The organism is Serratia sp. CY81684 (genome assembly GCF_052166595.1).
In the GTDB taxonomy this organism is placed as follows: Bacteria; Pseudomonadota; Gammaproteobacteria; order Enterobacterales; family Enterobacteriaceae; genus Serratia; species Serratia nematodiphila.
In genome coordinates this window covers 337381-363850 of record NZ_JBJNOO010000004.1, presented here as the reverse complement: position 1 = coordinate 363850, position 26470 = coordinate 337381, and the positions used below count along the sequence as shown (strand labels likewise).

Here is a 26470-nt window from a genome sequence, read left to right as displayed (position 1 = left end):
AGTCATCGGAGGATGCGTCATTCTAGCATGCATGGCGTCAGCGGCCAGTATTCCAACGCCAGCGGCGCGCTCCCGCACAGCCGCAGTTGCGGCTCACCCGCCGGGAAGTAGCGTGCGCTCATCACCGCCTCGCCGTGGTTGATGAAAATCTCCACGCTGGAACGATCGAACAGCAGTTGCAGATGCGTGACCGGGCCGCGCCAGTAACGGTGCTCCGGCCGGCCGTCGGTCAGGGAAGCGCGCGTCAGCTGCAGCCTTTCGCCGTCCCAGTTCAGCGTCATCGCGTCGCCAAAGGTTGCGTTGAACGGGCCCTGCGGCGTCAATTGCAGCTCCGCGGCCCCCAGCGCATAGGCGGGGGCGTTATCGGCGCGGCCTTGCCAGCCTGCTCGCTCACCGCGCAGCTGTTGCAGCTCGCGCGCCGGGCGCTGGTGGAGGCGGCCATGCCGCAGCGACAGTTCGCGCGGGCAGGTCATGGTGTGGATCCAGCCGTAACGGCGCGTCGGATGGGCTTCTTCATCTTGCTCGGGCACGCCCATCCAGCCGAACAGCAGGCGGCGGCCATCTTCCGCCAACGTCGTCTGCGGCGCGTAGAACTCGAAGCCGGCGTCCAGCTCGCGGAATTCGCCGTGGCTGAAGGCCGCCTGCCGGTAATCCAGCTTGCCGAGCAGATAACCGGCCTGATAACGGTTGAGATAGCGTTCCGGCTGCGGCGTCAGCCCCTGCGGACAGCAGATCAACACCTCATCGCCGTCCAACGAGAACAGGTCCGGGCACTCCCACATGTAACCGAATTCCTCTAAGCCGTTCAGTCCGGAACCGGCGATCTCTCCCAGCGCTTGCCAGTCGCGCAGATCGCTGGAACGAAACAGCAGCACCTTGCCGCGATCCTGCAGGTCACGCGCGCCGAGCACCATGTACCAGTCATTTTGATGACGCCACACTTTCGGATCGCGTACGTGACCGCTGTAGCCCTCCGGCAGCGGCAGCACCGGCCCAAGTTTGCGATATTCGCCCCGTTCGCTTTCCTGAGCCAGGCATTGGTAAGCGGTGCGTGAGCCGTCTGGGAATTTCACGTTGCCGGTGTAGATCAGCGTGATTTTGCCTTCCGCCACCACCGCCGAGCCGGAGTAACAGCCGTGGCTGTCGTAACAGGCGCCGGGCGCCAGGGCGATTGGCTGGTGCTCCCAACGCAGCAAATCAGCCGACTGCCAGTGTCCCCAGCATTTGTTGCGATGATCGCAACCCAGCGGATTCCACTGATAAAACAGATGATAAACGCCGTTGTGCTGGATAAAGCCGTTGGGATCGTTCAGCAGGCCAACGCTGGGTGCCAGATGCCAGTCCGGTCGGTGCGGATCGCGCAGCGCGAGCGGCTGGCCGTTCATTACCGCCCGCATTGCCTGTTTGATTAAGCTGAGTTCTTCCATCATTGCGCGTCCGTTTTGTATTTCAGCAGTAGGGAGAGGACAAAGGCGCTGCCAAACGCGATCGCCAGACCGATGATATAGCTGACCAGCGAACTGGCCTGCACGATCGCCATGCCGGGGATCGCCGTCAGCCCGACCGCGTTCATGCCGACATGGTTGGCCACCACCCAGGCGCCGCCGAGCGCGCCGCCCGCCAGCGCCGCCAGAAACGGTTTCACGAAGCGCAGGTTGATGCCAAACAGCGCCGCCTCGGTGATGCCGAGCATGGCGGAAAAGGCCGAAGGCACCGCAATGGCTTTGATTTTGGCGTCGCGGGTTTTGAAATAGACCGCCAGGCAGGCGCCGCCTTGAGCGATGTTGGCCATCGACCAGATCGGCAGTAGGAAGTTGACGCCGATATTGGGGTTGCCGAGCAGCCCGGCTTCTACCGCGTGGAAACTGTGGTGGATGCCAGTGATGACGATAGCGGAATAGAGGCCGCCGAACAGCAGCCCGGCTAACCACCCCGCATGGGCAATCAGCGTGCTGAGCACGAAGGAGATGCCATCGCCCAGCGCGCGGCCGGCGGGGCCGATAAACAGCAGGGCGACAAAGCCTGAGATCACTACCGTCAGGAACGGCGTCAGGATCAGATCGAGCGCGTTGGGGATCACCTTGCGCAGCCGTTTTTCCAACAGGCTCATGAACCACACCGTCAGCAGCACCGGGAATACCGTGCCCTGGTAGCCGATCATGGCGATGTCCAGACCGAAGAAGTTCATGGTGTGGAATCCGCCGGCGACGCCCCAGGCATTGGTCAGCGCCGGATGCGTCAAAATGCCGCCGAGCGTGGCGCCCAGATAGGGATTGCCGCCGAATTCGCGTGCGGCGGTGAAGCCGATCAGAATCGGCAGAATAATGAACGCCGCCGAACTGAACATATCCAACATGATGAACAACGCGCTGTTGGCATCGGCCCAGCCGTAGGTTTTCACCATGCCGAGCAGCCCCATCAACAGGCCGGACGCGACGATCGCCGGGATGATAGGCACGAAGATGTTCGACAGCAGGCGGGCGATGCGCTGCAGCGGGTTGAGCTTTTTCGCCGCGATATCGGCGGCTTCGGCCTTGCTGGATTCGCTGACGCCCGCCGCCTTGATGAATTCCGCATGCACCTTGTTGACCAGCCCGGTGCCGAAGATCACCTGGATCTGGCCGGCGTTGCTGAAGCAGCCTTTAACGCCGTCCAGTTTGCCGATGGCCTCTTTGTCCACCTTGCTGTCGTCCACCAGCACCAGGCGCAGGCGCGTGGCGCAGTGGGCGGCACTGGCGATGTTCTCTTTACCGCCGAGCAGCGGCAACAGCGCGTTGGCGGTTGCGGTAATATTCATGTTGTCCCCTTGCTAAATAAAAATGCCGCTGCGCAGTTTGCGGCGCAGCGACGTGAATCGATGTCAGAAGAAATACTTGAATCTGGCGCGCATGCCGTAACGTTGGTCGTTGTCGCCGTTGGCTATCTTGCTGTCGGCGTTGGCTTCCAGCAGCGAGACATAGGCCCCCAAATACAAATTAAAATTCTTCATATTCATAATGTTAGGTATCTGATACGACGCATGAACGGTGTGGATGTCGTAGTTGCCCGGTTCGCTGAGCGGGTTGTGGATATCGGCGGCGATCCCGGCGGTATTGAACTCTTTGATGTTGTTGTGCGCATAGATATAACCCAGTTCGAAGCGCCGCCACAGCACGTTGACGCCGGCGGTCAAGTCTTGCTCGCCTGACGCATCCAGGTAGGCGGTGCTCAGGTTGGCCACCACGCCGTTATCCGGATCGGCCGCGTTGGTGTTCCAGCTCATGGTCATGCCGTAGCCGTTGCGCTTGGATTGATCGACGAAGCGGCCCTGGCTGTCCTGATAGCCGTAGGCGTTATTCACCACGTTGCTTTCCATCGCCGCCGCGATGCTGAAGGCGTCTTTCTTCCAGGCGATCACCGGGCGCAAATAGGCGACGTTTTTCTTATTTTCCAGCGCATTGCCGTGGTAGCTGTTGTCCTGGAACAGCGAGGTGCCGTCTTCCACCAGCGTGTTCAGTTCGAAATAGACATCCCCGGCGTATTTGCTCAGCATCAGGTTGCCGCCGCTGCTGCTGCGGCCGCGGCCTTCTTTCATCATGTAGATATAGCCGAAGCCGTCGGCGTACAGGTCGTTGGCGGTATTGCCGGAGTATTGAATGAAGGTGTCCTGATTCAGCGGGAACATGTCGTAGGCTTCGAAGCGGCCGATTTTGGTTTGCCAGTTCTTTTCATTGCCGAAGAAGAAAGCGGCGTCGTCCAGGTTCATTTTGCCGCTCATGTCCGCCAGCGGCTGGGCGCTGAAGCCGGAGAAGTTGCCGTCCGGATTGCGGCGGTAGCCGTCCAGCCCGACCAGAATGCGGCCGTTGATGTCCCAGCGCTCTTTGTTGCCGGGTTTCCAGTCCTTGTGGTCGCTGCCTTTCAACGACGTCAGCTGGCCGCTGCGGCTGGCGCCGTCCAGGTTGAACTCCACGTCGCCATACAGCTTCAGCTCATTGAATCCGCTCAATTTCAGCGCGCTGGCCGGGGCAATCGGCGTAGCGGCATGCTGCGCAATCTGCGCAATCTGCGCGGTTTGCCGTTCGGTGTTGGCGGTGCGCTGTTCCAGATGTTGCGCCCGGCGTTCCGCCACCGTGGCGCGGATTTCAGCCTGAGCGGCGCGCCGTTCCGCCTGCGCCAGACGTTGTTCCAGCGCGTTGAGACGCGCCTCGATACTGCCGCCGCCCGAGGCCGCTGCGGCAGACGTGGAGAGGAAAAGCCCTGTTGTTATCGCCAAATAGCTGAGTTTTTTCATCATCGTCTATCATCCGGGAAGGGTTGTTATTATTTTTTGCTAAATTGCTAAACCGGTTTTTCATGGCGAAAGATAGCGATCGAGAAGCGGACTGGCAATCAAGTTTGCTAACCCGATTCAGCTATTGTGATCGAGTACGCAAATCGTGGGTTAAAAGACCACGGCGCTAAGGGGAGCGCCGTGGATGCAGAGAATCAACGCAGGAAAGCAGCCAACTCGTCGGCGCGGGGCAGGGCGGTCATAGCGCCCTTGGCGGTGGTGGCCAGCGCACCGCAGGCCTGAGCCTGAGCGATAACCGCCGGCCATTGCGCTTCCTGCGGCAATGCGTGAAGGCGTGCCAGCGCCGCTAACAGCCCGGCGACGAAGGCGTCGCCGGCGCCGGTGGTATCGACCGGCACGACAGGCGTTGCGCGGAAATGACGCAGACGATGCCCATCGTGTACGCAGACGCCGTCGCCGCCCAGCGTCACCAGCAGCAGGCGCAGCGGATAGGTTTGCATCATCCAGCGCATGGCGTTCTCCAGATCGTCAAGATGGCTGATGAAAGCCAGCTCTTCGCGCGACAGTTTCACCACGTCCGCCAGCAGCAGCGCCTTTTGCAGGCAGGGGCGCAGTGCTTCCGGCTGGCGCCAGACCTCTTCGCGGATGTTGGGATCGAAACTGACCCGGCCGCCGACTGCCCGCATGCGTTCCATCGCCGTAAAGGCCGCGCTGCGGCTGGGCTCCTGCGAGAGCGCGATGGAGCAGAGGTGCAGCCATTCGCCCCGCTGGAAAGCCGGCAGATCGTCGGGCTGCAAAAACAGATCGGCGCTGGGCTGCACCATAAACGTGAATGAGCGCTCACCCTGAAGATCGAGATCCACCACCACCGTGGAAGTGTGGTGTTCGGGGTCTGGCCGCATATGGCCGATATCCACCCCTTCATCGCTCAGCACCTGCTGCAAAAAGGCACCGAAGCCGTCTTGCCCCACCCGGCCGATAAAGGCGCTGTCGCCGCCCAGGCGGGCGATACCCACCGCCACGTTCGCCGGCGCGCCGCCGGGGCATTTGAGATAACCGTTGGCATTTTCCGGCACCAGGTCGATCACGGCGTCGCCCAGTACCCATACGCGATTCATCATGCTTAATCCCTGTTTTTGTCGTTGTCAGATGGTGAGCTAAAATAGAAGAACCGGTTTAGCAAGGCAATGAAATAATCCTCAAAGCCGCTTGGTCAGTGAGGAAGATCAATCTTTCTGCTGGGCTTGGGGAGAAGGGGATCTGCCCCGCGAACCGGCGCGGGGCGAGATAGCGGGGCGTTTAGCCCAGCTTCGGATAGACGCCGGGACCGATTGGCAAGCCTAGCGCATACCAGACCAGCAGCAGCAAAATCCACACGCTGAAGAACACCAAAGGATAGGGCAGGATCAGCACGTAATAGGTGCCGAGCTGCGCGTCTTTGCGGTAGCGCTGCAGGAAGCCGAGGAACAGCGGCAGGAACGGCGACATCGGCGCCAGCGGCAGCACCGCAGAGTCGGCGATGCGGAAGATCATCTGGGCGAACGCCGGGTGGAAACCGAGCAGCATAAACATCGGCACGAAGATCGGCGCCAAAATTGACCAGATCGCCGAGCCGCTGGCGATGAACATGCACAGGAAGGCAGAGAGGAACATCAGGCCGAGAAATGCCGGTGCGCCGCTCATGCCGGCGGCTTCCAGCATATCGGTCAGGCCGACGGCCATAAACTTGCCCATGTTGCTCCAGTTAAAGAACGCCACGAACTGCGACAGCGGAAACACCATCACGATGAAACCCGCCATGCTTTTCATCGGATCGAGCAAGTGGTGGGGAATATCGTCCGGCCGCCGGATCTGTTTGGTGACCACGCCATAGGTAATGGCGACGGTGAAGAAGAACAGGATGATGATCGGCACAATGCCCTTGATGAACGGGGAAGGGATCACCGAACCGGTGTTCGGGTCACGCAGCGGCGCGGCCTCCGGCACCACCAGAGCGGCGATGATGGCGATAAACACCAGCGCGGCGATGCCGCTCATCATCAGCCCCCGGTTCTGCAGCGGGGTCAGCGCTGCGATTTTGTCTTCGGCGCCGCCTTGCCACTTCGGCAGACGGGGCTCGATAAACTTGTCGGTGAGCAGCGCGCCTGCGATGGTCAGCACGATCACGGAGGTGGCCATAAAGTACCAGTTGTCGATCACGCTGACGTGAACCGCGCCGTCCACCGCTTTGGTGGCTTCGGTGCTGATGCCGGAAAGCAATACGTCGGTGGTGACGATCAACAGGTTGGCGGTAAAGCCGGAGGCGACGCCGGCGATCGCCGCCAGCAGCCCGGCTATCGGGTGGCGACCCACCGCGATAAACATCAGCGCGCCGAGCGGCGGCATCACCACCAGCGCAGCGTCCGATGATATATGGCTGAAGAAGGCGATAAACAGCACCATATAGCTGGCGTAGCGGGCGCTGACGCGCGAGGCCATTTTGTACATCAGCGCCTGCAGCAGGCCGACCTTTTCCGCCAGGCCGGCACCTATCACCAGCGCCAAAATAGCCCCCAGCGGCGCAAAGCTGCTGAAATTATGGATGATATTGGGAAATATCCACTGCATGCCCGCCACGCTCATCAGGTTATTCACCTTGATGAGCTCGCCGGTGGCCGGATTTTTCACCGCCACGTCGAGCCAGGAAAACAGCGCGGTGGCCAGCATAAGCACCAGGATCAAATAGACGAACAGTAAAAACGGATTGGGGATCTTATTGCCGATGCGTTCCACCCAGTAAAAAACGCGTCCGGGGCTTTTATTGATTGGCGTTGTGGCCTCACTCATGATTTTACCCTCTGTGTTTGCTCTGTTGTGTGATTGTTATTATTTGATTTATTTATAATTATACTTAGTGGCCCGGTTGTCCGGGCCCTGTCTGTTCATGCTATTTCAATGGCGATGGTTGCACCCCCTGCGGGATTGGGCAGCGGTACGGCTGTTCGGCGCGCTGGCGCTCGAACTCGCTGCGGCAGCGCGCCAGCAGGGCGCTGTCGCTCAGCAGATCGATGGCGGTCGCCGCCATCACCTTGCCGGCCAGGCACATGCCCTTATGGGCGATAGCGGTGCGGCCCTGCGCCACCAGTTGCCAGGTGTGCAGCGGAGTGCCGAGTGCGAAACAAGGACTGAAGCATTGGGCGGTCGGCGCCACCCAGCTCACGTCGCCAACGTCGGTAGAGCCGTACAGCAGATCGTCGGATTCCACATAAGGCGCGACCTCGTCCATCAGCACCTTATCTCCCAACTGCTGCACCCACTCGCGTCCGGCCGCGCCGCCGGTGCGGGCAATATTGAGTTTGGCGTTGCGCAGGTCGTCGCGGCTCAGGGTCTGGCGGATTTCCTCGGCGAAGCGGCGCTCGGCGTCGCTGTACTCGGGCAGACCGAAATCGCACAGGTTTTGATACATCGCGCGTTCCAGGCTGCGGTTCGGCACATAGTTGGAGCAGGCTTTGTCGAAGCGCACCTCCATCTGGGTGTCAGTCATCAGCGCTGCGCCCTTGGCGATGTTGATCACCCGCTGGTAAATGTCCTGCGCCTGATCGAGTTGCGGCGCGCGGATCAGGTACAACACCTCGGCGTCGGCCTGCACCACGTTGGGGGAGCTGCCGCCGGTGTTGGTAACCGCGTAGTGCAGCCGCGCTTCCTGCACGATATGTTCGCGCAGGAAGTTGGCGCCGGTATTCATCAGCGTCACCGCGTCCAGCGCGCTGCGCCCCAGGTGCGGCGAGTTGGCGGCATGGGCGGCGACGCCCTTGAAGTGAAACGCCGCCTGGATGTTGGCCAGCGTGCTGGTATTGAACATGCCGCTGAAGCCTTCCGGGTGCCAGGTGAGTGCGGCGTCGACGTCATCGAACAGGCCTTCGCGCACCATAAAGGTCTTGCCGGAGCCGCCTTCTTCGCCGGGGCAGCCGTAGAAGCGCAGGGTGCCGCTCAGCCGGTTCTGCTGCATCCATGCCTTGGCGGCGAAGGCGCCCGCCAACGCGGCGGTGCCCAGCAGGTTGTGGCCGCAGCCATGGCCGTTGCCGTTTTCCACCAGCGGCTGCGGCGTGGCGCAACCGGACCGCTGGCTCAGCCCGGCCAGCGCGTCGTACTCGCCCAGCAGCGCGATAACCGGGTGGCCGCTGCCGTAGCTGGCGATGAACGCCGTCTCGATGTCGCCCACGCCGCGTTCGACCGAGAAGCCTTCCTGCTCCAGCGCATCGGCCAGCAACGTGGCGGAATAGGTCTCGTTAAAGCGCGTTTCCGGGTGGTCCCAAATCGCGTCGCTCAGCGCGCTGAAGCGGGGCTGGCTTTGGTCAATGTAGTCGTCGATAAAAGCCTGCAGTTCTGAGTTGCTCATGCTCCGCTCCCGAATGTCGGCAGGTTCAGCGCCAGCGACGCCAGCGTTTTCACCGCCACCGCCATCACCTGCTCGTTGAAGTCGAATTTCTCGTTATGGTGCCCGGCGCTCAGCTCGGTGCCGAAAATGACGTATGAGGCCTGGCCGCCGCGGGATTTCACCCGTTCCATCATGTAGGTGGCGTCCTCGGAACCCGCAGCCTGTTCGCGGCGATCGACCACCGAGGTCAGCTCGGTTATCTGCTGCGCCTGGCGGCGGATGTAATCCACCCACGGTTGGGTCGGTTTGCTGCTCTGCGCCGCGCCCATCAGCGCGATATCGCAGGCGACGCCGTGCATTTTGGCGGCGCCTTCGATGGCGTTCAGCGCCTGTTGATAGACAAACGCGTTGATCTCATTGGTGGCGCCGCGCGTCTCCACCTTCATAAACGCCCGATCGGCGATCACGTTGCGGCCGGTGCCGGCCTGCAGCACGCCGACATTGATGCGCGAGCTGCCTTCGCTGTGGCGCGGGATGGCGTAAAGCCCCAGCGCAGCCTGCGCCGCCGCCAGCAGCGCGTTGCGGCCGTCTTCCGGCTTGGCGCCGGCGTGGGAGGCGACGCCGCGGAAAGTAACGTCCAGCTTGCTGGTGGCCATAAAGCTGTCGCTGCCGCACACCAGCTCGCCGGCCGGCACGCCGGTGCCGATATGCACCGCGGTGAAGAAATCGACGTCGTCCACCACGCCGGCCTCCACCATCGATTTTGCACCGCGTGTGCCTTCTTCCGCCGGCTGGAAGATCAGTTTGACGGTGCCGCGAAGCTGGGATTCCAGGCTTTTGAACACGTGCGCCAGCCCTAGGCCGATGGTGGTATGGCCGTCATGACCGCATGCATGCATCATGCCGCTGTTGCAAGAGGCGAACCCTTCACGGAACGGCAGGTGTTCGGGTTCCAGCAATTCGTTGAGATCGAGGGCGTCCATATCCACGCGGTAAGCGATAGTCGGGCCGGGGCGGCCGGTATCGAGCGTTGCAACGATGCCGGCGAAGCCGCCGGAAAAATGCGGCAACCATTTTTCCAACGCCCCCTGATTGCGGGCGCGCTGTTCCTGCGCTTCCAGCTCGGCGGGCGAGGGCAGCCCCATGCGCGCCTCTGCCTTGATGACCTCGCGGCCCAGCTGCAGGCGATAGCCCAGCCGATCGAGTTCTTCCGCCACCAGGGTGGCGGTGCGGAACTCAAACCAGCCGGATTCGGCATAGCGGTGGAAGTCGCGGCGCCAGGCCTGCAATTGCGGGTACAAATCAGCCACCAACATCGAAAGCGAATTAGTCATAGTGATATCTCATAAGTTATCGCGCGCTGGATCGCTCCAGGCAGCAGTTATGCTCTGAACTGAAATCAGACGGTGAAGCTATTGCAAAGAAAAAGGTGCGTTTGGTTACTAACTGCCGTGAATGGCGCTTATTGGCGCAGAAAATGCGCTTAATTAAGCGAAATAAGAATTTGGTTATTTATTATGTTTTTTCCGAATGTACACAATGGAATCTGGCTAAATAAGATGCCAATATCTTGCTATTGATAAACAACGGTTATCGCCTTTCGCCTATGCCAGCCTCGATAAAATTGCACCAATTGCGTGCATTTGTGGACGTTAGCCGCCAGGGCAGCATCCGCGCCGCAAGCCGCACCTCTCGCCTTTCCCAGCCTGCACTGACCAAAGCCATTCAGGAGCTGGAAGAGGTGCTGGGCGCCAAGCTGTTTATTCGCCGCAGTCAGGGGGTGGTATTGACCGACTGCGGCGATAACTTTTTCCAGCATGCCAGCCTGATCCTCGAAGAGCTGCGGGTGGCGCAGGAAGACATTCAGCAACGGCTGGGGTTGGCGGGCGGCACGGTGAATATCGGCGTTGGCGGCAGCATTGCGCGCACCGTGATGCCGCAGGTGGTCACCCAGTTTCACCGTGAGTATCCCAACGTGAAGGTGCGCATCGTCGAGGGGCAACTGGTGTCGATGATCCCAGAACTGCGCCAGGGCGAGCTGGATTTTACCGTCAATACCTACTACCCCAGCAGCCTCGACAACGAGCTGCAGTATGAACGGCTGATGGAAAAAGAGTATCGGGTAGTGGTGCGCAAAGGGCATCCGATGGAGGGGGCGACCTCGCTGAAACAGCTGCAGCACTGCGACTGGACCATGCCGACACCGAAAGGCAGTTACTATCGGCTATTGCACGATCTGTTCGGGGACTTGGGCATGGCGCCGTCGATCAGCGTGACCTGCGAGACCTTTATGGCCTGTACCAGCCTGGTGGCGCAGAGCGATTTTGTCAGCATTCTGTCGGTGGACGTGATTTCGGATCCGATTTTGGGCAAGCATTTGGTGCCGCTCGAGCTGGAAGAGCGTCTGCCGAAAGCGACGTTTTATCTTATCCAACGCAAGGACACCACCCTGACGCCGATGGGCGCGCACCTGGCGCGCCTGTTTCGCCTTTACTGTCGGTGATACCGAGGCCCTGCCGGGCCCCGACATTAGAAGGCGATTGACCCCTGCACGAAGAAGGTGCGCGGTTCGCCGACGTACTTGCCGAAGTTGTTGTCGTTGGAGCGGGTGAAGTAGCGCTGATCGAACAGGTTTTTCACCCCGGCACCCAGCGTCAGGTTCGACAGCTGCGGCCCGAAGTTATATTCCCCGCGCATATTCCACACCATGTAACCGGCGATATTGCCGAACTGGCCATCGGCGCTTTCCTGCGTGATGTACTCCGGCCCGGTGCCCGGCGAATGCTGTTTCGACTGCGCATAACCATCCAGATTCCATACCCAGCTGCCGGTGGCGTAACGCGTACCGACGGTATAGACCTGGCGCGAGTAGAACGGCAGATCTTTACCGGCGAAGTCGCCCTTGTCGGTGCTGGCCTTGGTGTAGGTATAGCTGGTGTAGACGCTGGCGCCGTCGAGCGCGCGATTCAACTCGCTGAGATCGTAGCTGAGTGCCAGCTCGATGCCTTTGTGCTTGGTGGCACCCATGTTTGTCCAGCCCACGTCGTTGCTGATGTACTGCAGCTGGTTATCGAAGTCGATGTAGAACAGCGTGGCCTCGGCCTTGACCACGGTGTCGTCGTAGCGGGTGCCGAACTCATAGGTGCGCGCTTTTTCCGCCGTCAGCCCCGGCGCCGGCTGGTTGCCGTTGCCGCCTTTGGTCAGTTGGAAATACTGCATGCTGCCGAACGAGGTGTTGGCGTTGGCGAACAGTTTCCAGGCGTCGGACAGGTGGTACATCACGTTCAATGATGGCAGCGGCTCGCTGTAGCTTTTCTCGCGGCTGATGTTGTTGAACGAATCGTCCACGTGGGTGCGAATGCTTTCATAACGCAGGCCCGGCGTGACCGTCCAGTTGCCGACGTTAATGGTGTCGTCGATATAGAACGCGTTGGCCGCGGTGCCGCCGGAGGTGTGCTGGTAATAATCCGGGGTCTCCGGCGTCGAGCCGATATTCGCCGGGTTATACCAGGCCGAACGCGACGCCTTTTCATCCATGGTTTCATTCAGGTAGCGGTAACCGAGGGTGATCTCGTGCGCCATATCCCAGAAACGGAAGACCTGCGAGTAACTTGGTTCGATAGCCCAGGTTGAATAGTGGCGCGGATAGGAGACCATGCGCCGCTGGCCCGCGTTTTTGCCGGTGCCTTCCGATTCGATGTTGCTGCCGCGGTAGCTGTCGGTGAAGTAGGTCAACACTTCGAACTGTTTGTCGTCTTCCTGATGTTTGTACTTGAACGACATATCCTTGCGGCGGCCTTCGAACTGGTCCCACGGCCGCGTGGATTGGAATGGGTTTTGCGCGTATTGCGCGGTGCTCAGCCCGCCCGGCATGCCGGCTTTGGCGTCGTAGTAGTGGAAATTGGCCAGCAGCTCGTCACGATCGGTGAACGCATAACGCGTTTTCAGCATGAAATCGTCGATGTCGGTGTTGTCGTTGTTGTCGCGGTAACCCTGGCCGTGCAGCCCGGAGTAGAGCAGTTCGGCGCCGAGGCCGTTGTCTGCGGTGCCGCCCACGGAGGCGCTGGTCAGGGTCTTCAGGCCGCCGTGGCTGGCGCCCTGGGTTTGTACGCTGGCGGTGCCACCAAACGTTTTGGGAATGTCACGGGTAACGAAGTTGATCACGCCGCCGACGTTCTGCGGCCCGTAGCGCACCGCGCCGCCGCCGCGCACCACGTCCACCGATTGCAGATTACCGATAGACAGCGGGGCCATCGACAGCTGCGGCTGGCCGTAAGGCGCGACCGCCAGCGGGACGCCGTCCATCAGAATGGTGGAGCGTGGAGAAAGACGCGAAGTCAGGCCGCGCACGCCGACGTTAAGCGAGATGTCACTGCCGCCGGTGCCGTTGCTGTCGCGCACTTGCACGCCGGGTACGCCGCGCAGGCTATCGGCGATGGTTTGGTCGCCCTGTTCGTGCATTTGCTGCTGGGTGACGATGGAACGCGCGCCCGGATGGTTGAGCAGCACCGAACTGGTATCAGGGTTGTCCAGCCAGTTGCCGACGACGGTCACGGTGTCGGTATCGTTCTGAGATGAGTTATCAGTAGCAAGGACAGGGAATGCGATGGCGATGGAAGCCGTCAGCAGAGAAAGCCGAAAAAGAGGTGACATAATAATGCCTTAAGAGTTTCAGACCCGGATGTGTTTTTTTAGAAAAGACAATCTTAATGATAATTATTGGCAAGTAAATAGAATTGTTACGGGATAGTTAAGCGGGTAACTAAATAATGAATGCGGGAAACAGGGCCCGGCTGGCGGGCCATGGCGGGGGCTATTGCGGCGTAAGCCAGAAGACGCCGCTGTAATCCAGCGCGGTGAATTTCTGGTGCACCATTTCGATATCCGCTTGCGGATCAATATCTTTAAACAGCGCCGGGTGCAGGAACTTGGCGATCGCCTCAACCGCGATAAAGTTGAGCGGCGTGTCGTAAAATTGATGGTAAATCGCCATCACGCGTTTTTCTTTCACCGCTTTCAGCACGTTAATGCCGGTGCGATCCAGCAGGTGCGCCAGTTTCTTTTGGCTGGTGGCCATATCGGTGGCGTAACCCAGCGGCACCGCCAGCGTGCCGCGATGCCCGCGGCTCCAGTCGGCGCCGGTCAGCAGATAGAAATCCGGGTTGCTGCTGATCACCTGTTCGACGTTCACTTCACCGCCCATGTCTGAAAACAGCGTGCTGCCAATATTATTGCCGCCGGCGGTCTCGATGAACTGCCCGAAGCTGCCTTTGCCGAAGGTGTTGCAGCACTGTTCGCCTTTGATGCCGGCGCTGCGCTCGATGAAGACGCTGGGGCGCTGCTCCGGTTTCAGCGTGGCGACCCGCTGCCGCACCAGCTCGAGGCGCTGCTGATAGAGACGGATGAAGGCGTCGGCATTGGGCTGCTCGTCAAATACTTTACCCAACAGCGCCATGCTGGCGACGGTGTTGGTGAGCGGCTGTTGGCGAAAATCGATGATCAGCACCGGGATGCCGACTTTTTCCAGATGGGTCAGCACGCCGCTGTCTTTCAATTTGCTCAGCAGGCCAATGTCGAAAATGATCAGATCCGGTTGACGCACCACCGCGCTTTCCACGCTGAAATCACTGGTGTAGGGGTTGTCGAAGGTGGGGATCTGCATGACCTGTGGGAATTTTTTCGCGTAGGCTTCAACCAGATCCGGTGCTTTGACCTTCAGCGAGTTGTCCCAGGCGATGATGTTTTTCAGCGGCTCCTGCGGATGCAGAATATTCAGCGCCAGCAGCGCGCGGGCATCGGCCAGGATAACGCGTTTGGCCGGTTGCGGCAGGGTGACCTGGCGGCCGGCGACATCGGTGACGACGATCGGCGCGGCTTGAGCGGCGCCGGCCAACAGTAAAACGCAGGCGGCCAACCAGCGGCCGGCTTTGGCGATAAGAACAGCGGGCATGAAGATCCTTGGGTAATCGGCGAAGAACGAGAGCGCAATGATAAGCGATATCCTTTCGATTTTTGAACTCCCTCGATGCCGATAGTTATTCATGGCCCATCAGCGGGTCGCTGACGCTGTGTTCGCCATCTTCCAGCCGCCCCGCCAGGCGACGCAGCCAGCCCCCGGCGCTTTGCAGCGTAATATCGTACCAACCGCCGCTGGCGCGGGCGTCAAACGCTTGCTGATGGCTGCCGCCCGCAGGCAGCGTGATAGGCCACGGGCCTTGCTGCGTGTAAGGGCAGCGTTCAAGGGTGACCGTTATCGCTTCGGGGGCCGGGTTATTCAACTGCAGCAGCAGGTTGCGGCCCGTCGGGCGCAAACGCACCTCCGGCTGCGGCCGGCTCAGGGCGCCGCGCAACTCACGATGAAAGCCGTTGGGGCCAAGCAGCCACAGATGGTACTCATTCTCCGTTTGCCAGTCGTCGCTGACCGCCTTGCCCGCCTCGACGGTAAAACGGCGCGGGATCTGCGCCAGATCGCGCCGGTCGTAGACGTGAAACACCGCTCCCTGCTCGCCGGTATTGAACAGGTTCAGCGTCACGCGGCGTTGCTCGGCCGCGACGCTGGCCTCGACGTGCAGCTGGTAGGGCAACGCGCGGGAAGGGCGCGACAGGCGGCGTTGGTGGGGTAAACGCTGGTGGGCGGGCGATGGCAGCGGCACTTGCGGCAGCTGTTCCTGACGCTGGCGCAGGCCGTCGGCGGCGTGGCGGCTGGTGGCGGGCAGGCTCGGCAGCGCTTCGCCGTTAGGATCGACAAAGTTGAACGCCGAAGTGAGATCGCCGCACACCGCGCGGCGCCAGGCGCTGATGTTGGGCTCATGCACCTGAAAGCGCTTTTCCAAAAATTGCAGCACCGAGGTGTGATCGAAAACCTGCGAATTGACCCAGCCGCCGCGGCTCCAGGGCGACAGCACCAGCATCGGCACCCGCGGGCCGGGGCCGTAGATGCGGCCGTCCGGCGGCGGTTGATCCTGCGAACCGGGAGGCGCCACGTGCTGGAAGATCTCGGTGTCGAACGGCACCGTCGATTTACCGGCGAAGCTGCCGTCTTCGCGCAGCGACGGCGCGGAAGGCGAAGGCATATGGTCAAAAAAGCCGTCGTTTTCGTCGTAGTTGACCAGCAGAACGGTTTTACTCCACACCTCCGGGTTGTCGGTCAGCGCGTTGAGGATCTCTTGGGTGAACCAGCCGCCCTGTACCGGGCTGGAGGGATCGGGGTGTTCCGAATAGGCCGCCGGCGCGATGATCCAACTGACCTGCGGCAGTTTGCCCTGCTGCACGTCGGCGCGGAATCCGGCCAGCATGGCGTCCAGATCGTTGCCGTCGGCGGCCGGCAGGGTGTTGCCGTTGCCTTTGTACAGCGGTGCGGCCTCGTTGAGCGCATCGCTATAAGGCACGAAAGCGTTGAAGTCTTTCGGCGGCCACGCCGGGTTGCCCACCTGAATGCTGGCGGCGCGGTATTGGCGAAAACCCGCCAGCGGGTTGTCGGTAAAGTTGTCCGGCAGGAATTGATATACCTTCCAGCTGACGCCGCTCGCCTCCAGCCGTTCCGGATAGGTTGTCCACTGGTAGCCGCTGTCCGCCGGGCCGGGACTGTCCCATTCGTTGACCACCACCGCCACGTCGGCGGCGGACGGGCCGTTGGTGCCGGTCCAGTGGAACAGCCGGTTGGTGTTGGTGCCGGCGTGGATGGAGCAGTGATAGGCATCGCACAGGGTGAAGGCGTTGGCCAGCGCAAACTGGAACGGCAGCTCCTGCTGGCGGTAGTAGCCCATCGAGGCCGGCGTTTTGTAGGTGGGCCAGGCGCTCATGCGGCCGTGATCCCAGGCGGCTTGCTCATCCACCCACGAGTGCGGCGTGCCGGTGACGCGCTGGGCGTTGCCGTGTTTGCTGTCCAGATGGTAGGGCAGCACCAGCCGTTCGGCGCCCTGTTGCTGCCAGACCAGGCGATCGCCGGGCAGTGGAATGGTAAAGCGATCGCTGAAGCCGCGCACGCCCGGCAAGGTGCCGAAGTAGTGATCGAAAGAGCGGTTCTCCTGCATCAGGATCACCACGTGTTCGACGTCGCGCAGGGTGCCGGTGCGGTTATTGGCGGGAATGGCCAGCGCTTTGCGAATCGAGGCGGGCAACAGCGAGAACGCCGATCCGATGGCGGCAGCCCGCAGGATGTCTCTGCGAGAAAGGTCAGGCATGCGTCGTTAATCTCCGTCAGTGTGCTTTGAAGATAGCCGCTGACGACGATAATGGCGAAAAATAACAGGGAGATGAAAGCGAGAGAAACAATGCTCCCTGGCGGGAGCATTGGGGATGAGGCTTACTGTCTGATCAGGCGGCCGAGCGTCGGCGCTGTTTCGAAATCGCTGCGGAAGGGGTTGATGTCCAGGCCGCCGCGGCGGGTGTAACGCGCGAACACGCTGAGTTTTTCCGGGCGGCAGCTCTGCTTGATGTCGTTGAAAATGCGCTCGACGCACTGCTCGTGGAATTCGTTGTGCTGGCGGAAGGAGATCAGGTAACGCAGCAGGCTTTCACGATCGATTTGGCGGCCTTCATAGCGGATCACCACGCTGCCCCAGTCCGGCTGATTGGTGACCAGGCAGTTGGATTTCAGCAGATTGGAAGACAGCGTCTCCGCTACGTGCTCCCCTCTCTCGGCCGCGCCGCTCAGGTATTCCGGTTTGAAGGCGAAGTCGTCGACCGCGATATCCAGATCGTCGATGTTGATGCCCGGCAGGCGATCGATTTGCGCCGGATAACCTTCCAGACCCGGATAGAGCTTGACGGTGACCTGGCCATTGGCCGCCTGCGACAGATCCTTCTGCATGGCGGCGCTCACCTGTTCCACGCTGTCGAAGCGCGTTTGGTTGAAGCTGTTGAGATACAGCTTGAACGATTTGGATTCGATCAGGTTCGACGAGGAATGCGGGAAGGTAAATTCGCCGATGCCCACCACCGGCTTGCCCTTGGCGTTGAGCCAGGACAGCTCGAAGGCGGTCCAGAGATCAAAGCCGCTGAACGGCAGCTGCCGCTCGTCCACGCCGATCAGATCGCGGCCGCGGGCACGCGGCAAGGCTTCGAGCAATGCGGGAGCATATTGATCCGGATAATCGGAGTTCGCGCCAAGATGGGTGATTTTATCTTGCTTTTGGATATGCATATTCATTGCCCTTTGCTTGTTCGGTATTGATGTAGCGATTAAACAGACTGCGGGTGGCGTAGATCGGCCCGACGCCCAGCAGGGCGTAAACCACCTTGATCAGGAACTGCGACAGGATCATGGTTTTGATGATGTCCCAGCTCAGCACGTTGTAGAACGCCAGCGTACAGAACACCACGCTGTCGATGGCCGAAGCCACTACGGTGCTGGTGATCACGCGCACAAACAGGTAGCGGGAATTGGTCAACTCTTTGATTTTGCAGAGCAGGTAGGAGTTGACGTTTTCGGAGATCAGATAGGCCGCCGACGAGGCCACCAGCACCGCCATGATGCTGTGCACGATGCCGTTGTAGGTCTCGCTGTACTCCCACTGCGGAATGCTCGGCACCAGCGTCGTTACCCAAACGCCCAGGACGAAGGTCAGATTGGCGATAAACGAGATGATGATGGTGCGCCTGGCCAGCCGTAAGCCATAGAATTCGTTGAGGATATCCACCAGAATGAACGTGAGCGGGTAAATGAAGATCGCCGGCGGCGTGATGAGATTCAGCACCGGGATTTGGATTGGCTTGACGCCGCACAGCGTTGAGAAAATATAAATCACGCTGAGTGCCACGGTAATAATCAGGTAGGCGTACCAGGATCGTTCATGGCGATCGCTGAGCTCGTAGGCGGTTTTTTGTTGGTTGTCACCATAGAGTTTACGGTACAGCGCCTGCAGCTCATGCCGGCTTAAATCTTCCGATATTTCGCTGTCGGCCAGCTCATTCAGCCCCATGGTGATGGTTTTGCCGGTGGCCAATACCATGACATTGGCCGCGATGGTGCCATGCCGGGTGAAGCCCAACAGCTTGAACTTCTGATTCGGTTCCATTTATAGCCTTTCTCCAACGATGTAACCCAGGAATTGCACGGTGTCCTGAGGGCGTTTGTCCATGCTTTCGCTGTCTTTGTCGTCAACCACAAAGAAGCCGCTTTTTCCCGAGTGATACAGCAAAGGCGAATCGCAAATCAGTACCGGCGGGCGTTTGATGATGATGACTTCGCCGGGAATAAATGACCCTTTAATTTCGGTCTCTATTTTCATTGCCAACATGTTCGACTCATCGCCGAAGAAATAAGTCAAAGGGAACTCAGTGACCAGTTGCCCGATCTTGCGCTGCGAGACGGCCAGATAGCGCGACTGCGGGATTACCGGAATGGCGGAAGGGTTCTTGTTGCCTTCGGTGGACAGCGTTTCGTTAAGCAGCTCCAGCTTTTCCAGATCGTAATCTTCGATCTCTTCACAGGAGACACCGAAGAAATCGGAGATCCGATTCACGGTGGATTGCTGAACGTTGTTCACTCTTCCGTCAAGAATTTTGTAGAGAGTCGTGCGCGTCAGGCCGCTGCGATTGGAAAAGGAAGCCTTGGTTTCACCGCGGGTACGCATCAGATATTCAATATTTTTAATGATGTTGATTTTGCGCTGTGCGTTGGTGGTTTTCATTGGCTGTCCTTACAAACATTACGCAGGCTTCACTATATCTTACGCAGTGGCGTTGTCCAGATAAAAAGGCGCAGGCGAGCAGGTAACGAACTGATTATTAGCAGTAATTATTGTTTTCCGTCAGCCGTTTAGCGCAATGATATCAGCGGAGGCGGTCTGCTTTCTCTGCGCGAAAGATAAAGCCGTGCAAATCAATTGATTAGGTTTTTCTTATGGAAAAGTGAACACAAAAGCCGGTTTTATGTTTACTTTTATGTTGACCAAAGCCGATTTCATGGGCTACTGTTCATGCAAGCTGAAGTTTCTCTTTACGATCAAAACACGGAAGCCGACAGTTTTTATAATAAAAAGCTCAGAGGGGGCGTTGCCACACTCTGAGCATAATGGATAGCTTGCTACCGACACCAGGGACCCTAACCACCACGGCCGTTTGTCTGCGCGATCGGCTCATTCTTTTGCATTGAATCCCCTTTTCGAGCGTCTAACACTCCCCCGTTACCGGAGGAGTGCATTACCGCGTTCACGAAAATCAGAGCGATTTCTGTGATGCCAGCGGTTTTTGCGCCCGGCTGAAGACCAGTTTAAGCAGCCAATACAGCAGGCTGGCAGCGACCAGGGAATTGATGGTTGGTACGCCCCATTCGGTCGCCAGGCCAACGGCGCCGCCGGCGATGCTGGCGACGATCGCCGCCCAGCCGATAGTTGGCGTTTCGTTCGGCAACTGGCCGGTCCGGCGGCTCTCATCCAGGATCTTGCGATGGCTGCGCAGCAGATAATAGTCCACCAGCATGATGCCGATAATCGGCGGGAAGACCACGCCAAGCACCGTCAGAAAGTCGACAAAGCGGTCAAGAATGCCCAGCACCGACAGGGTGGTGCCCAGAATACCGATCACCAGCGTAGTGTAGGTGTATTTCAGCTTCTTGCCGGTGATGCCTTCCACCGCATTGACGATGCCCAGCGAAGAAGAGTACAGGTTGAGATCGTTGACGCGCAGGGTGGAGAACACCACCACCAGCAAACCGGCGCCGCCGGCCGCTTGCGACATGATGGTGACCACATCCGCGGTGCCCAGGGTTTTGGCGATCAGGATCGCCAGGCCGTTCACCACGAACTCGCCGGCGATAATGGTGAAGAGCGTGACGCCGAGCACGTGTTTGCCGTTTTTGGAGTAACGGGTCAGATCGGGGGTCATCAGGCTGGCCACGATGGCGCCGCCGACGACGATGGTGATGCCGGCGCTGATGGTCAGCGGTTCACCCGGCGGCGCCAGCTGGATGATCTCCTGCAGGTTATGGCCGGAAAGCGCGGTCACCGAAATATAGGCCACCAGCATGATGAACATCGGCACCGCGATACGGGCGGCGATGCGCAGCGCCTTGAAGCCGAATGCCACCAGGATGGTCAATAGCGTGCCCGAGAGCCCGGCGGCCAGGCCGAAGCCCAGCTTATTGCCGAGCGCGAAGTCGAGCGACTTGGCGAAAATGGCGTTCTGAATGCCGAACCAACCCAGCAGGCTGACGGCAACCACCACGCCTATCAGCACCGAGCCCAGACGGCCGAAGCCGCACCAGCGCGCCAGCAGGCTGCCGGAAATGCCTTCGCGCATGCCCGCCAGCCCCAGGCCGTAGGTCACCACGCCGAAGATCAGGCTGCCGACGAAGATGGCGGTGAAGGCGTCAATCAGCGTCATGGAATTGCCGAGTACGGCGCCGAGCATGAACTGGTCCAGTGCGGTCAGCATGCCCATATGCACGATGGCCACGCTTAAAAACGAAACTCGTTTATCCTGCGGCACCCGGGTGAGCGGATAATCTTCGATCTTTATCACGGTGAGATCTTCCTTGCGGTTCAAATAAACTGAATGCCTTTGGTTATCAGGCGATCGGGAATGTAGTTATCCAGATTGGCGTATTTGCAGTACTCCTCAAATTGCTGCTGAGTATGCACGTTGGCCTTCTGGTAAATGTTATAAATGCGGTTTTCGATGGTCTTATTGCTGACATTATAGATTTTGGCGATCTCTTTCACCGTAAATCGTTGCAGCATAAGGAAAATAACATCGAGTTCGGCACGGGTGAACAGCTCGTTATTGACTTCGGTGGTCAACACGCTGGGTTTTTGCTGATTGATGTACTTCAGCGGCGACAGGCTGTTCATCGGCTTGGCGTTCCAGATCACGCCAATCACCTGTTTGTCATCGTTGTACACCGGCAGCTTTTCGCTGATAAACGGCGTCAGGCTGTCTTTGCCGTACCAGTAGTGCGTTTCTATGACCGTGACCCGATCGCGCGCCGCTTCGGTCATCTTGTCATGCTCGATAAAGTCGGCGGCGGAGTCGGCCCAGTCGGCGGGGAACTCGTGGTCATATTTGCCGGCGACGTCGAAATTCAGCGGCGTATTGGTATAGAGATAAGCGGCGCGGTTCATATAGAGGTGGCGGGACAGGTGGTCTTTGATGCCCCAGGGTTCGCTCAGGTGCTCCATCATGGTGATGAGGCCCTTAAAATAAGATTCATTATTTTTATGTGATGAACCCATACCCACCTCTGTGCCGCTCAGGCCGCGTTACAGGCTTTTAGCCAGATAATGGCGGGTGTGGCGATGCGCATAGTCGCCCAGCTCGCCATAGACCCGGTAGCCCAATTTTTCGTAGAAGCCTCTGGCCTGGAAATCGAAGGTATCGACATAGGCCATATGGCAACCGCGCTTGCGGGCTTCTTCTTCGGCCAACTCCATCAATTGGCGGCCATACCCGCTTTTGCGGCATTGATCGCCAACCCACAGATACTGCACTTCCAGGCCGCCCCACCAGGTGCGCGCGACCAGGCCGCCGACGATCTGCTGGTTGTCGTCGGTAACGGTCAGGAACAGCGGGTGAATGTCTACGGGCTGGGTTTTGTGATTGTGCGCCCAAAGGCTGTCGATAACGAACTCTTCATCCTGCGGGTTGGGTTTGTCGGTGATATTAATATTCATTTTTAATATAATTCCCTGATTTAATTATTCAAAACTGAACTAGGCGCTTTCGCCCCAACCGCTTCTAATATCACTTTCGTTAATGTATTTCAAGGGTGGTTTTCACCCTTTTCCGCCTGGTGAACGGGCGCTTATGATAGGCGCCACAGGGAGAAGAAAATAGTGAAACAGGCGGTATTAAAACGCTGAAATGCCCTGCTTACACCATCTTTTCCTACTTGCGCCTCACCAGGGCCCCACCGGGAAAACTGCAGTACTGTATGGCTCCACCGGATAGAGCAAGCTCACTTGCCGACGGGGGAGCCACTTTGTTTTTTGACGCGCCCGCCCGCGGCCACCGTTCTCTGTCTCAGATATTAAACACTCTTCTTATCAGAAGATATGCGCCGCAGATGAAAATGTGGCCGATACCTTCTGAGCCGCGAATTCAGTCTTCTGCGATGACGCTGCCCAGCGCCGGCTCGATGGTCGCGCCCAGCATGGCGCCGTGCCCTAAGGCGGGCCATTCCCGATAGCCGACGGTGAAACCGTCAAGCTGCGCCAGCTGTTCGGCCAGCAAATGCGTTGCGTCCGCCGGCAGAGCGGGGCTCTTTACACCGGGCGGGGCCGCGCGATCGCGTTCCGCCAGGCCAACCCACAGTTGCAGCCTTATCGCCGGCGCCGCGCGCCGTTCCGTCATCTGCTGCGCTTCTTGCAGGATCATGCCGTTGCCCCACCACAGCGAGGGTTCCACGGCGATATAGCACTGAAAGGCGGCAGGATGGGTAAACAACGTGTGCAGAACGAAGAGCCCGCCGTAGGAGTGCCCCCACAGCGTCTGCCGCTGCGGATCGACCGCCAGTCTGGCGGCGATCGCCGGTTTGATCCGAGTTTCAATCAATTGCAGGAACGCATCCGCGCCCCCGCCGGCCCGCGGCGGTGTCTTCATGCCTGCCGGCAGAGGGAGCGTATAGTCGTAGGCGCGGCCGGCGGCATCGATGCGCAGATCGTTGTCATAGCCGATCATGACCAGCACCGGCGGCCGCTTCGCCGCTGCCAATTTGGCCAGTAAGGCGGCGTTTAACTCCATCAGCACCGCGTTGCCGTCGAGGAAATAAACCGTTGGATAGCCGCCCGGCTCAGGCGCCCGATGCGGTTGAGCGATGCGAACGCGGTAATGCCGTCGGCCATCGGCGGAGGTGAAGCGCAGGTCGCTGAAGCGGTAATCGGCAGAATCGCTATCGGCTACGGTAGTGCCGATCTTGCGTTCCAAATCGGGCCTGGCCAGCACGGAACCCGGCAGCCAAAGGCCGATGGCGAGCGCCAGAAGCGCAGAGATAAAATGCCGGTTGGACAAAAACATGCGGGTTAACACCTTCGGAAAAAGGCCGATAGTAGCATCCGTTCGCGCCCGGCAAAAACCTACCTTTAGGGCGGACATTCCGGCCGCGAATGGCGGCCAAAACCCGGAAGAGGGCCGCCAGTTGCTTTGCCGGGTTAATAGCAACTCATTGTTATTATTGGTAAGTCAGGAATAAGAGAGATTGCAATTAATTAGAAATGGTTATGGTTTTTATGGGGAGGGGAATGGCGAATAGCGGGGGAAACACACGGTTATCAACGATTTTTAGCAAAAAAAGCCCTATAAAATAGGGCAAAGACACACAACAACACCAGGGAAACTTTCCGGTATCTTATATTATAGCTTCCTATACATATAGAACATTTTATTATAAATATGTAAGTGATTCTTATTGATCATTTAATGCCATTATTTTTCAAATGGTTATGTGGTCCGGCTAAGGTATTGCGCCTGGGTCGGTTGCGGGCTATCAGGGATAGGTGGCGGGGTTTTTCTGTAACGGCGGTATGAACAAGCGAGATCATGGGCCCGATACCTTCAGGGCAATACCGGCCGGCAGGTTGCGAACATGCCGGCCGGTATTCCTCCTCGCGCTGGGCACTGCGCCGCCCGATCTTCCCTGTGGGCGTCCGGTAAAAATCAGTGCTGCTGCAGCGTCAGCATCTTGCCAAGCAAAATATCGGTCGGCGGCAAAATATCCGTATCCAATCCGGCGGAGGGGGTAAAGGTCAGCTCGCCAAAAATGATGTGGCCTTGCGAGATGTAGAAATCAACGCGAACAAACTCAAAGGGCGCCGACAAGCGAGTGGCGTACTCAAACAGTTCATCATATCCCTCAGGCTTCACGAAAGCGTCTATCTCCTCCTGGCTCAATGCCAGACAGTCTTCGCTATAGCAAAGGAACTTGAACTCTTTGTCGAAGAAGTAATATTTTGGCGTCCCGGTATCCCTGCCGACGCACAGCAAGGTGCAGTAAGGCACACCGCGGAAACAATAGATTTTATAGTCTTCAGGCCCGTGACCATTGGGCGATTCGATATACTTTTCCCCAATGATCTTTTTTTGTATCCCTTTGTAGTTGAGTTCTACATAGGTTTTCCAGTAATCGTCTTTCATCCATCCATCGATCAGATGAGAGGCGCTTTTAATGTTCAACGATTGTTTATTTTGGCAAATTAAATTATACCCTGAACCGTGGTTTCCCTTAATGACAAATTTATCAGGCAGCGTTTCCCACGGTATTTCCTGCACTGAATCACAGGAAAAATACAACTCATTAAGAATCTCTTCGCATCCCTTTTCTTTGATGTACTCTCTCACCGCATATTTATCTGCACATTGAGTCACTAATGCGTTATTACTGTAGTCATTCAACTTAAGATGATTTATTTTTTCATTCCAGGTTGATGGCGACTGTAAATTCAGCGGTTTGCCAAATGCCCTTTTGTATATCAATCTGGCCTTGAACTCGGGGGCTAATACGGCCAGCTGATTCAGAATAAACTTCTTGAATTGTCTCTTCATATACGTAATTCCATCAAAGCATAGTGACAATGATTAAGACGTTCTTGTATTTAAAACGCGGGCGGCACGCTTTCACTGCGCCATTGAATGGCTGTCGGCGTTGTTCCCAGATCAAAAGGCTTGTGGTCTAACGCCCGATTAAGAATGCGGGCCGATCGCCAGGCCATCAGGCTCAGCTGAGGATCGGCAATGCCGTGATTATGCATACTGGCGTTCATCGCAAATAAGCAGTTCTCCGCTGGGCCTTCCCACTCAAAGGTAAAGTCCGGGGCTATGCGGTATTCGCCGTCCGCAGTCTTTAACAACCGGTGGGCCAAAGGCTCAAGGAACTCAGGCGTCGCCGATTGATATCCGGTAGCAAAGATCACCACGTCCGCCTTGAAGGTTTCCTGGCCGTGATCGAGATGATGACGCGTTTCGAGCTGGAAGGCGTTATCCAGCGTGTGTTTCACGGCCGTCAGCGAACGGCTGGGCAGCAGGCGCACCCATAATTTCTCGCGCAGGACGTCGAAGCGGTGGTACATGGCGCGATAAATCGCCAGCAGCGACTCACTGGTGATGCCATCTGAGGTCATCTTCTGTTCGGCCAGCATATGCCGCTTGGCCGCGCTGTCCAGTGAGTAAAAGCTCTCGACGTAATCGGGTGTGAAGTATTCGTTGGCAAAAGCAGCCTCATCGAGCGCATTGTAGTTATTGCGGCGCGATATCCAGTCGAGCTGCGCCGGCTGCCCCCATTCCCCTTTAAAAATATTCAGGAACAGATCTGCGCCGCTCTGGCCGCCGCCGACGATCGCCACGCGTTTGCCGGTCAGATCGGGGTTGCGCAGCATCATTTCGCTGGCATGGAAACAGCGATCGCTTTGCGTCGTCACGCAATCCGGCAACTTTATTTTCTTGCCTATGCCAATGCTGACGTGTTTGGCGTGGAAGACCTTATTCGAGGTGGTCACCACAAACTGGCGCTGCCGATCGTCAAATTCGACCCGCTGAACGTCTTGATTGAATGCCAATGATCCCATCCCGGCGGCGGCCCAGGTGAGGTAATCGGCGAACTCTTCGCGCGATGCGGTGCGCTGCTCCGTCGTCAGGAAACGATAAAATTTTCTGTTTTTTACCAGATAGTTGAGAAAGCTGTAGCGATTGGTTGGGGCAACCGCGCTCACTAAATCTTTTAAAAAGTTGGTCTGCATACTGCAATCCGCCAGGATCATCCCTGGGTGCCAGGAGAAATGAGGTTTGCGCTCAAGGAACTGTCCCGTAAATCCCTCTATTTCACTTCCTAAGGCTGCCAGGCTAAGATTCGACGGGCCAAGGCCAATACCGATGATATCCAAACGCTGATTCATTAATAAGCTCCAGTATAA

Annotated in this window: 20 protein-coding genes; 1 reads left to right on the top strand and 19 read right to left on the bottom strand. The window is 58.4% G+C overall.

What is annotated here, in order from left to right; genetic code table 11:
- Positions 1-17: 17 nt before the first annotated feature.
- The 7 genes from ACJ8QF_RS16700 to ACJ8QF_RS16670 all read right to left on the bottom strand — a co-directional run bounded on the left by ACJ8QF_RS16700 (position 18) and on the right by ACJ8QF_RS16670 (position 9961).
- Positions 18-1427 carry a sucrose-6-phosphate hydrolase gene (locus tag ACJ8QF_RS16700; protein ID WP_442537739.1) on the bottom strand — a complete coding sequence of 470 codons (1410 nt, stop codon included), beginning with the start codon at positions 1425-1427 and terminating at the stop codon, positions 18-20.
- Positions 1427-2797 carry a sucrose-specific PTS transporter subunit IIBC gene (locus ACJ8QF_RS16695; protein ID WP_442537698.1) on the bottom strand — a complete coding sequence of 457 codons (1371 nt, stop codon included), beginning with the start codon at positions 2795-2797 and terminating at the stop codon, positions 1427-1429. The genes ACJ8QF_RS16700 and ACJ8QF_RS16695 overlap by 1 nt, the downstream gene beginning before the upstream one ends.
- Positions 2798-2860: 63 nt before the next feature.
- Complete coding sequence (locus tag ACJ8QF_RS16690) at positions 2861-4270, bottom strand: carbohydrate porin (protein ID WP_442537738.1); 1410 nt, start codon at positions 4268-4270, stop codon at positions 2861-2863.
- A gap of 194 nt (positions 4271-4464) precedes the next feature.
- Positions 4465-5391 (bottom strand): aminoimidazole riboside kinase, encoded by a 927-nt coding sequence (locus ACJ8QF_RS16685; protein ID WP_442537697.1) that lies wholly within the window; start codon positions 5389-5391, stop codon positions 4465-4467.
- A gap of 178 nt (positions 5392-5569) precedes the next feature.
- Positions 5570-7096, bottom strand: coding sequence for a p-aminobenzoyl-glutamate transporter (gene abgT, locus ACJ8QF_RS16680; protein ID WP_004937321.1), 1527 nt, complete (start codon positions 7094-7096; stop codon positions 5570-5572).
- Between the two features lie 100 nt (positions 7097-7196).
- Positions 7197-8648: a M20 family metallopeptidase gene (locus tag ACJ8QF_RS16675; protein WP_442537696.1), complete on the bottom strand. Its 1452-nt coding sequence runs from the start codon at positions 8646-8648 to the stop codon at positions 7197-7199.
- On the bottom strand, positions 8645-9961 hold the full coding sequence (locus tag ACJ8QF_RS16670) for a M20 family metallo-hydrolase (protein WP_280631209.1): 1317 nt from the start codon (positions 9959-9961) through the stop codon (positions 8645-8647). Before ACJ8QF_RS16670 ends, ACJ8QF_RS16675 begins: the two co-directional genes overlap by 4 nt.
- A gap of 272 nt (positions 9962-10233) precedes the next feature.
- On the opposite strand from ACJ8QF_RS16670, the gene ACJ8QF_RS16665 reads away from it, so the two are divergent.
- Positions 10234-11130 carry a LysR family transcriptional regulator gene (locus tag ACJ8QF_RS16665; RefSeq protein WP_015379061.1) on the top strand — a complete coding sequence of 299 codons (897 nt, stop codon included), beginning with the start codon at positions 10234-10236 and terminating at the stop codon, positions 11128-11130.
- A 26-nt stretch (positions 11131-11156) separates the two neighbouring features.
- Here the strand turns inward: ACJ8QF_RS16665 and ACJ8QF_RS16660 are convergent, their stop codons facing one another.
- The 12 genes from ACJ8QF_RS16660 to ACJ8QF_RS16605 form a co-directional block, all read right to left on the bottom strand.
- Complete coding sequence (locus ACJ8QF_RS16660) at positions 11157-13280, bottom strand: TonB-dependent receptor family protein (RefSeq protein WP_280631210.1); 2124 nt, start codon at positions 13278-13280, stop codon at positions 11157-11159.
- Positions 13281-13440: 160 nt separating this feature from the next.
- Complete coding sequence (locus ACJ8QF_RS16655) at positions 13441-14577, bottom strand: ABC transporter substrate-binding protein (RefSeq protein ID WP_442537695.1); 1137 nt, start codon at positions 14575-14577, stop codon at positions 13441-13443.
- Positions 14578-14662: 85 nt separating this feature from the next.
- Positions 14663-16810 carry a phosphocholine-specific phospholipase C gene (locus ACJ8QF_RS16650; protein WP_442537694.1) on the bottom strand — a complete coding sequence of 716 codons (2148 nt, stop codon included), beginning with the start codon at positions 16808-16810 and terminating at the stop codon, positions 14663-14665.
- 122 nt (positions 16811-16932) lie between these two features.
- Positions 16933-17772: an NADPH-dependent 7-cyano-7-deazaguanine reductase QueF gene (queF, locus tag ACJ8QF_RS16645; protein WP_154871717.1), complete on the bottom strand. Its 840-nt coding sequence runs from the start codon at positions 17770-17772 to the stop codon at positions 16933-16935.
- The gene (locus ACJ8QF_RS16640; protein ID WP_004937338.1) at positions 17750-18646 is read right to left on the bottom strand and encodes a queuosine precursor transporter; all 897 of its coding nucleotides are present in this window, start codon (positions 18644-18646) and stop codon (positions 17750-17752) included. Before ACJ8QF_RS16640 ends, queF begins: the two co-directional genes overlap by 23 nt.
- Positions 18647-19261: a helix-turn-helix domain-containing protein gene (locus ACJ8QF_RS16635; RefSeq protein WP_004937341.1), complete on the bottom strand. Its 615-nt coding sequence runs from the start codon at positions 19259-19261 to the stop codon at positions 18647-18649.
- 529 nt (positions 19262-19790) lie between these two features.
- Positions 19791-21092: a cytosine permease gene (locus tag ACJ8QF_RS16630; protein ID WP_004937343.1), complete on the bottom strand. Its 1302-nt coding sequence runs from the start codon at positions 21090-21092 to the stop codon at positions 19791-19793.
- Positions 21093-21112: 20 nt separating this feature from the next.
- Positions 21113-21802 carry a helix-turn-helix transcriptional regulator gene (locus tag ACJ8QF_RS16625; RefSeq protein ID WP_004937346.1) on the bottom strand — a complete coding sequence of 230 codons (690 nt, stop codon included), beginning with the start codon at positions 21800-21802 and terminating at the stop codon, positions 21113-21115.
- A 27-nt stretch (positions 21803-21829) separates the two neighbouring features.
- Positions 21830-22240, bottom strand: a complete 411-nt coding sequence (locus ACJ8QF_RS16620; protein WP_004937348.1) for a GNAT family N-acetyltransferase — start codon at positions 22238-22240, stop codon at positions 21830-21832.
- Between the two features lie 427 nt (positions 22241-22667).
- Positions 22668-23582, bottom strand: coding sequence for an alpha/beta hydrolase (locus tag ACJ8QF_RS16615; RefSeq protein WP_442537693.1), 915 nt, complete (start codon positions 23580-23582; stop codon positions 22668-22670).
- Between the two features lie 639 nt (positions 23583-24221).
- Positions 24222-25106: an ATP-grasp fold amidoligase family protein gene (locus ACJ8QF_RS16610; RefSeq protein WP_004937352.1), complete on the bottom strand. Its 885-nt coding sequence runs from the start codon at positions 25104-25106 to the stop codon at positions 24222-24224.
- A 50-nt stretch (positions 25107-25156) separates the two neighbouring features.
- Positions 25157-26452 (bottom strand): lysine N(6)-hydroxylase/L-ornithine N(5)-oxygenase family protein, encoded by a 1296-nt coding sequence (locus tag ACJ8QF_RS16605; protein ID WP_033645776.1) that lies wholly within the window; start codon positions 26450-26452, stop codon positions 25157-25159.
- Positions 26453-26470: the final 18 nt, after the last annotated feature.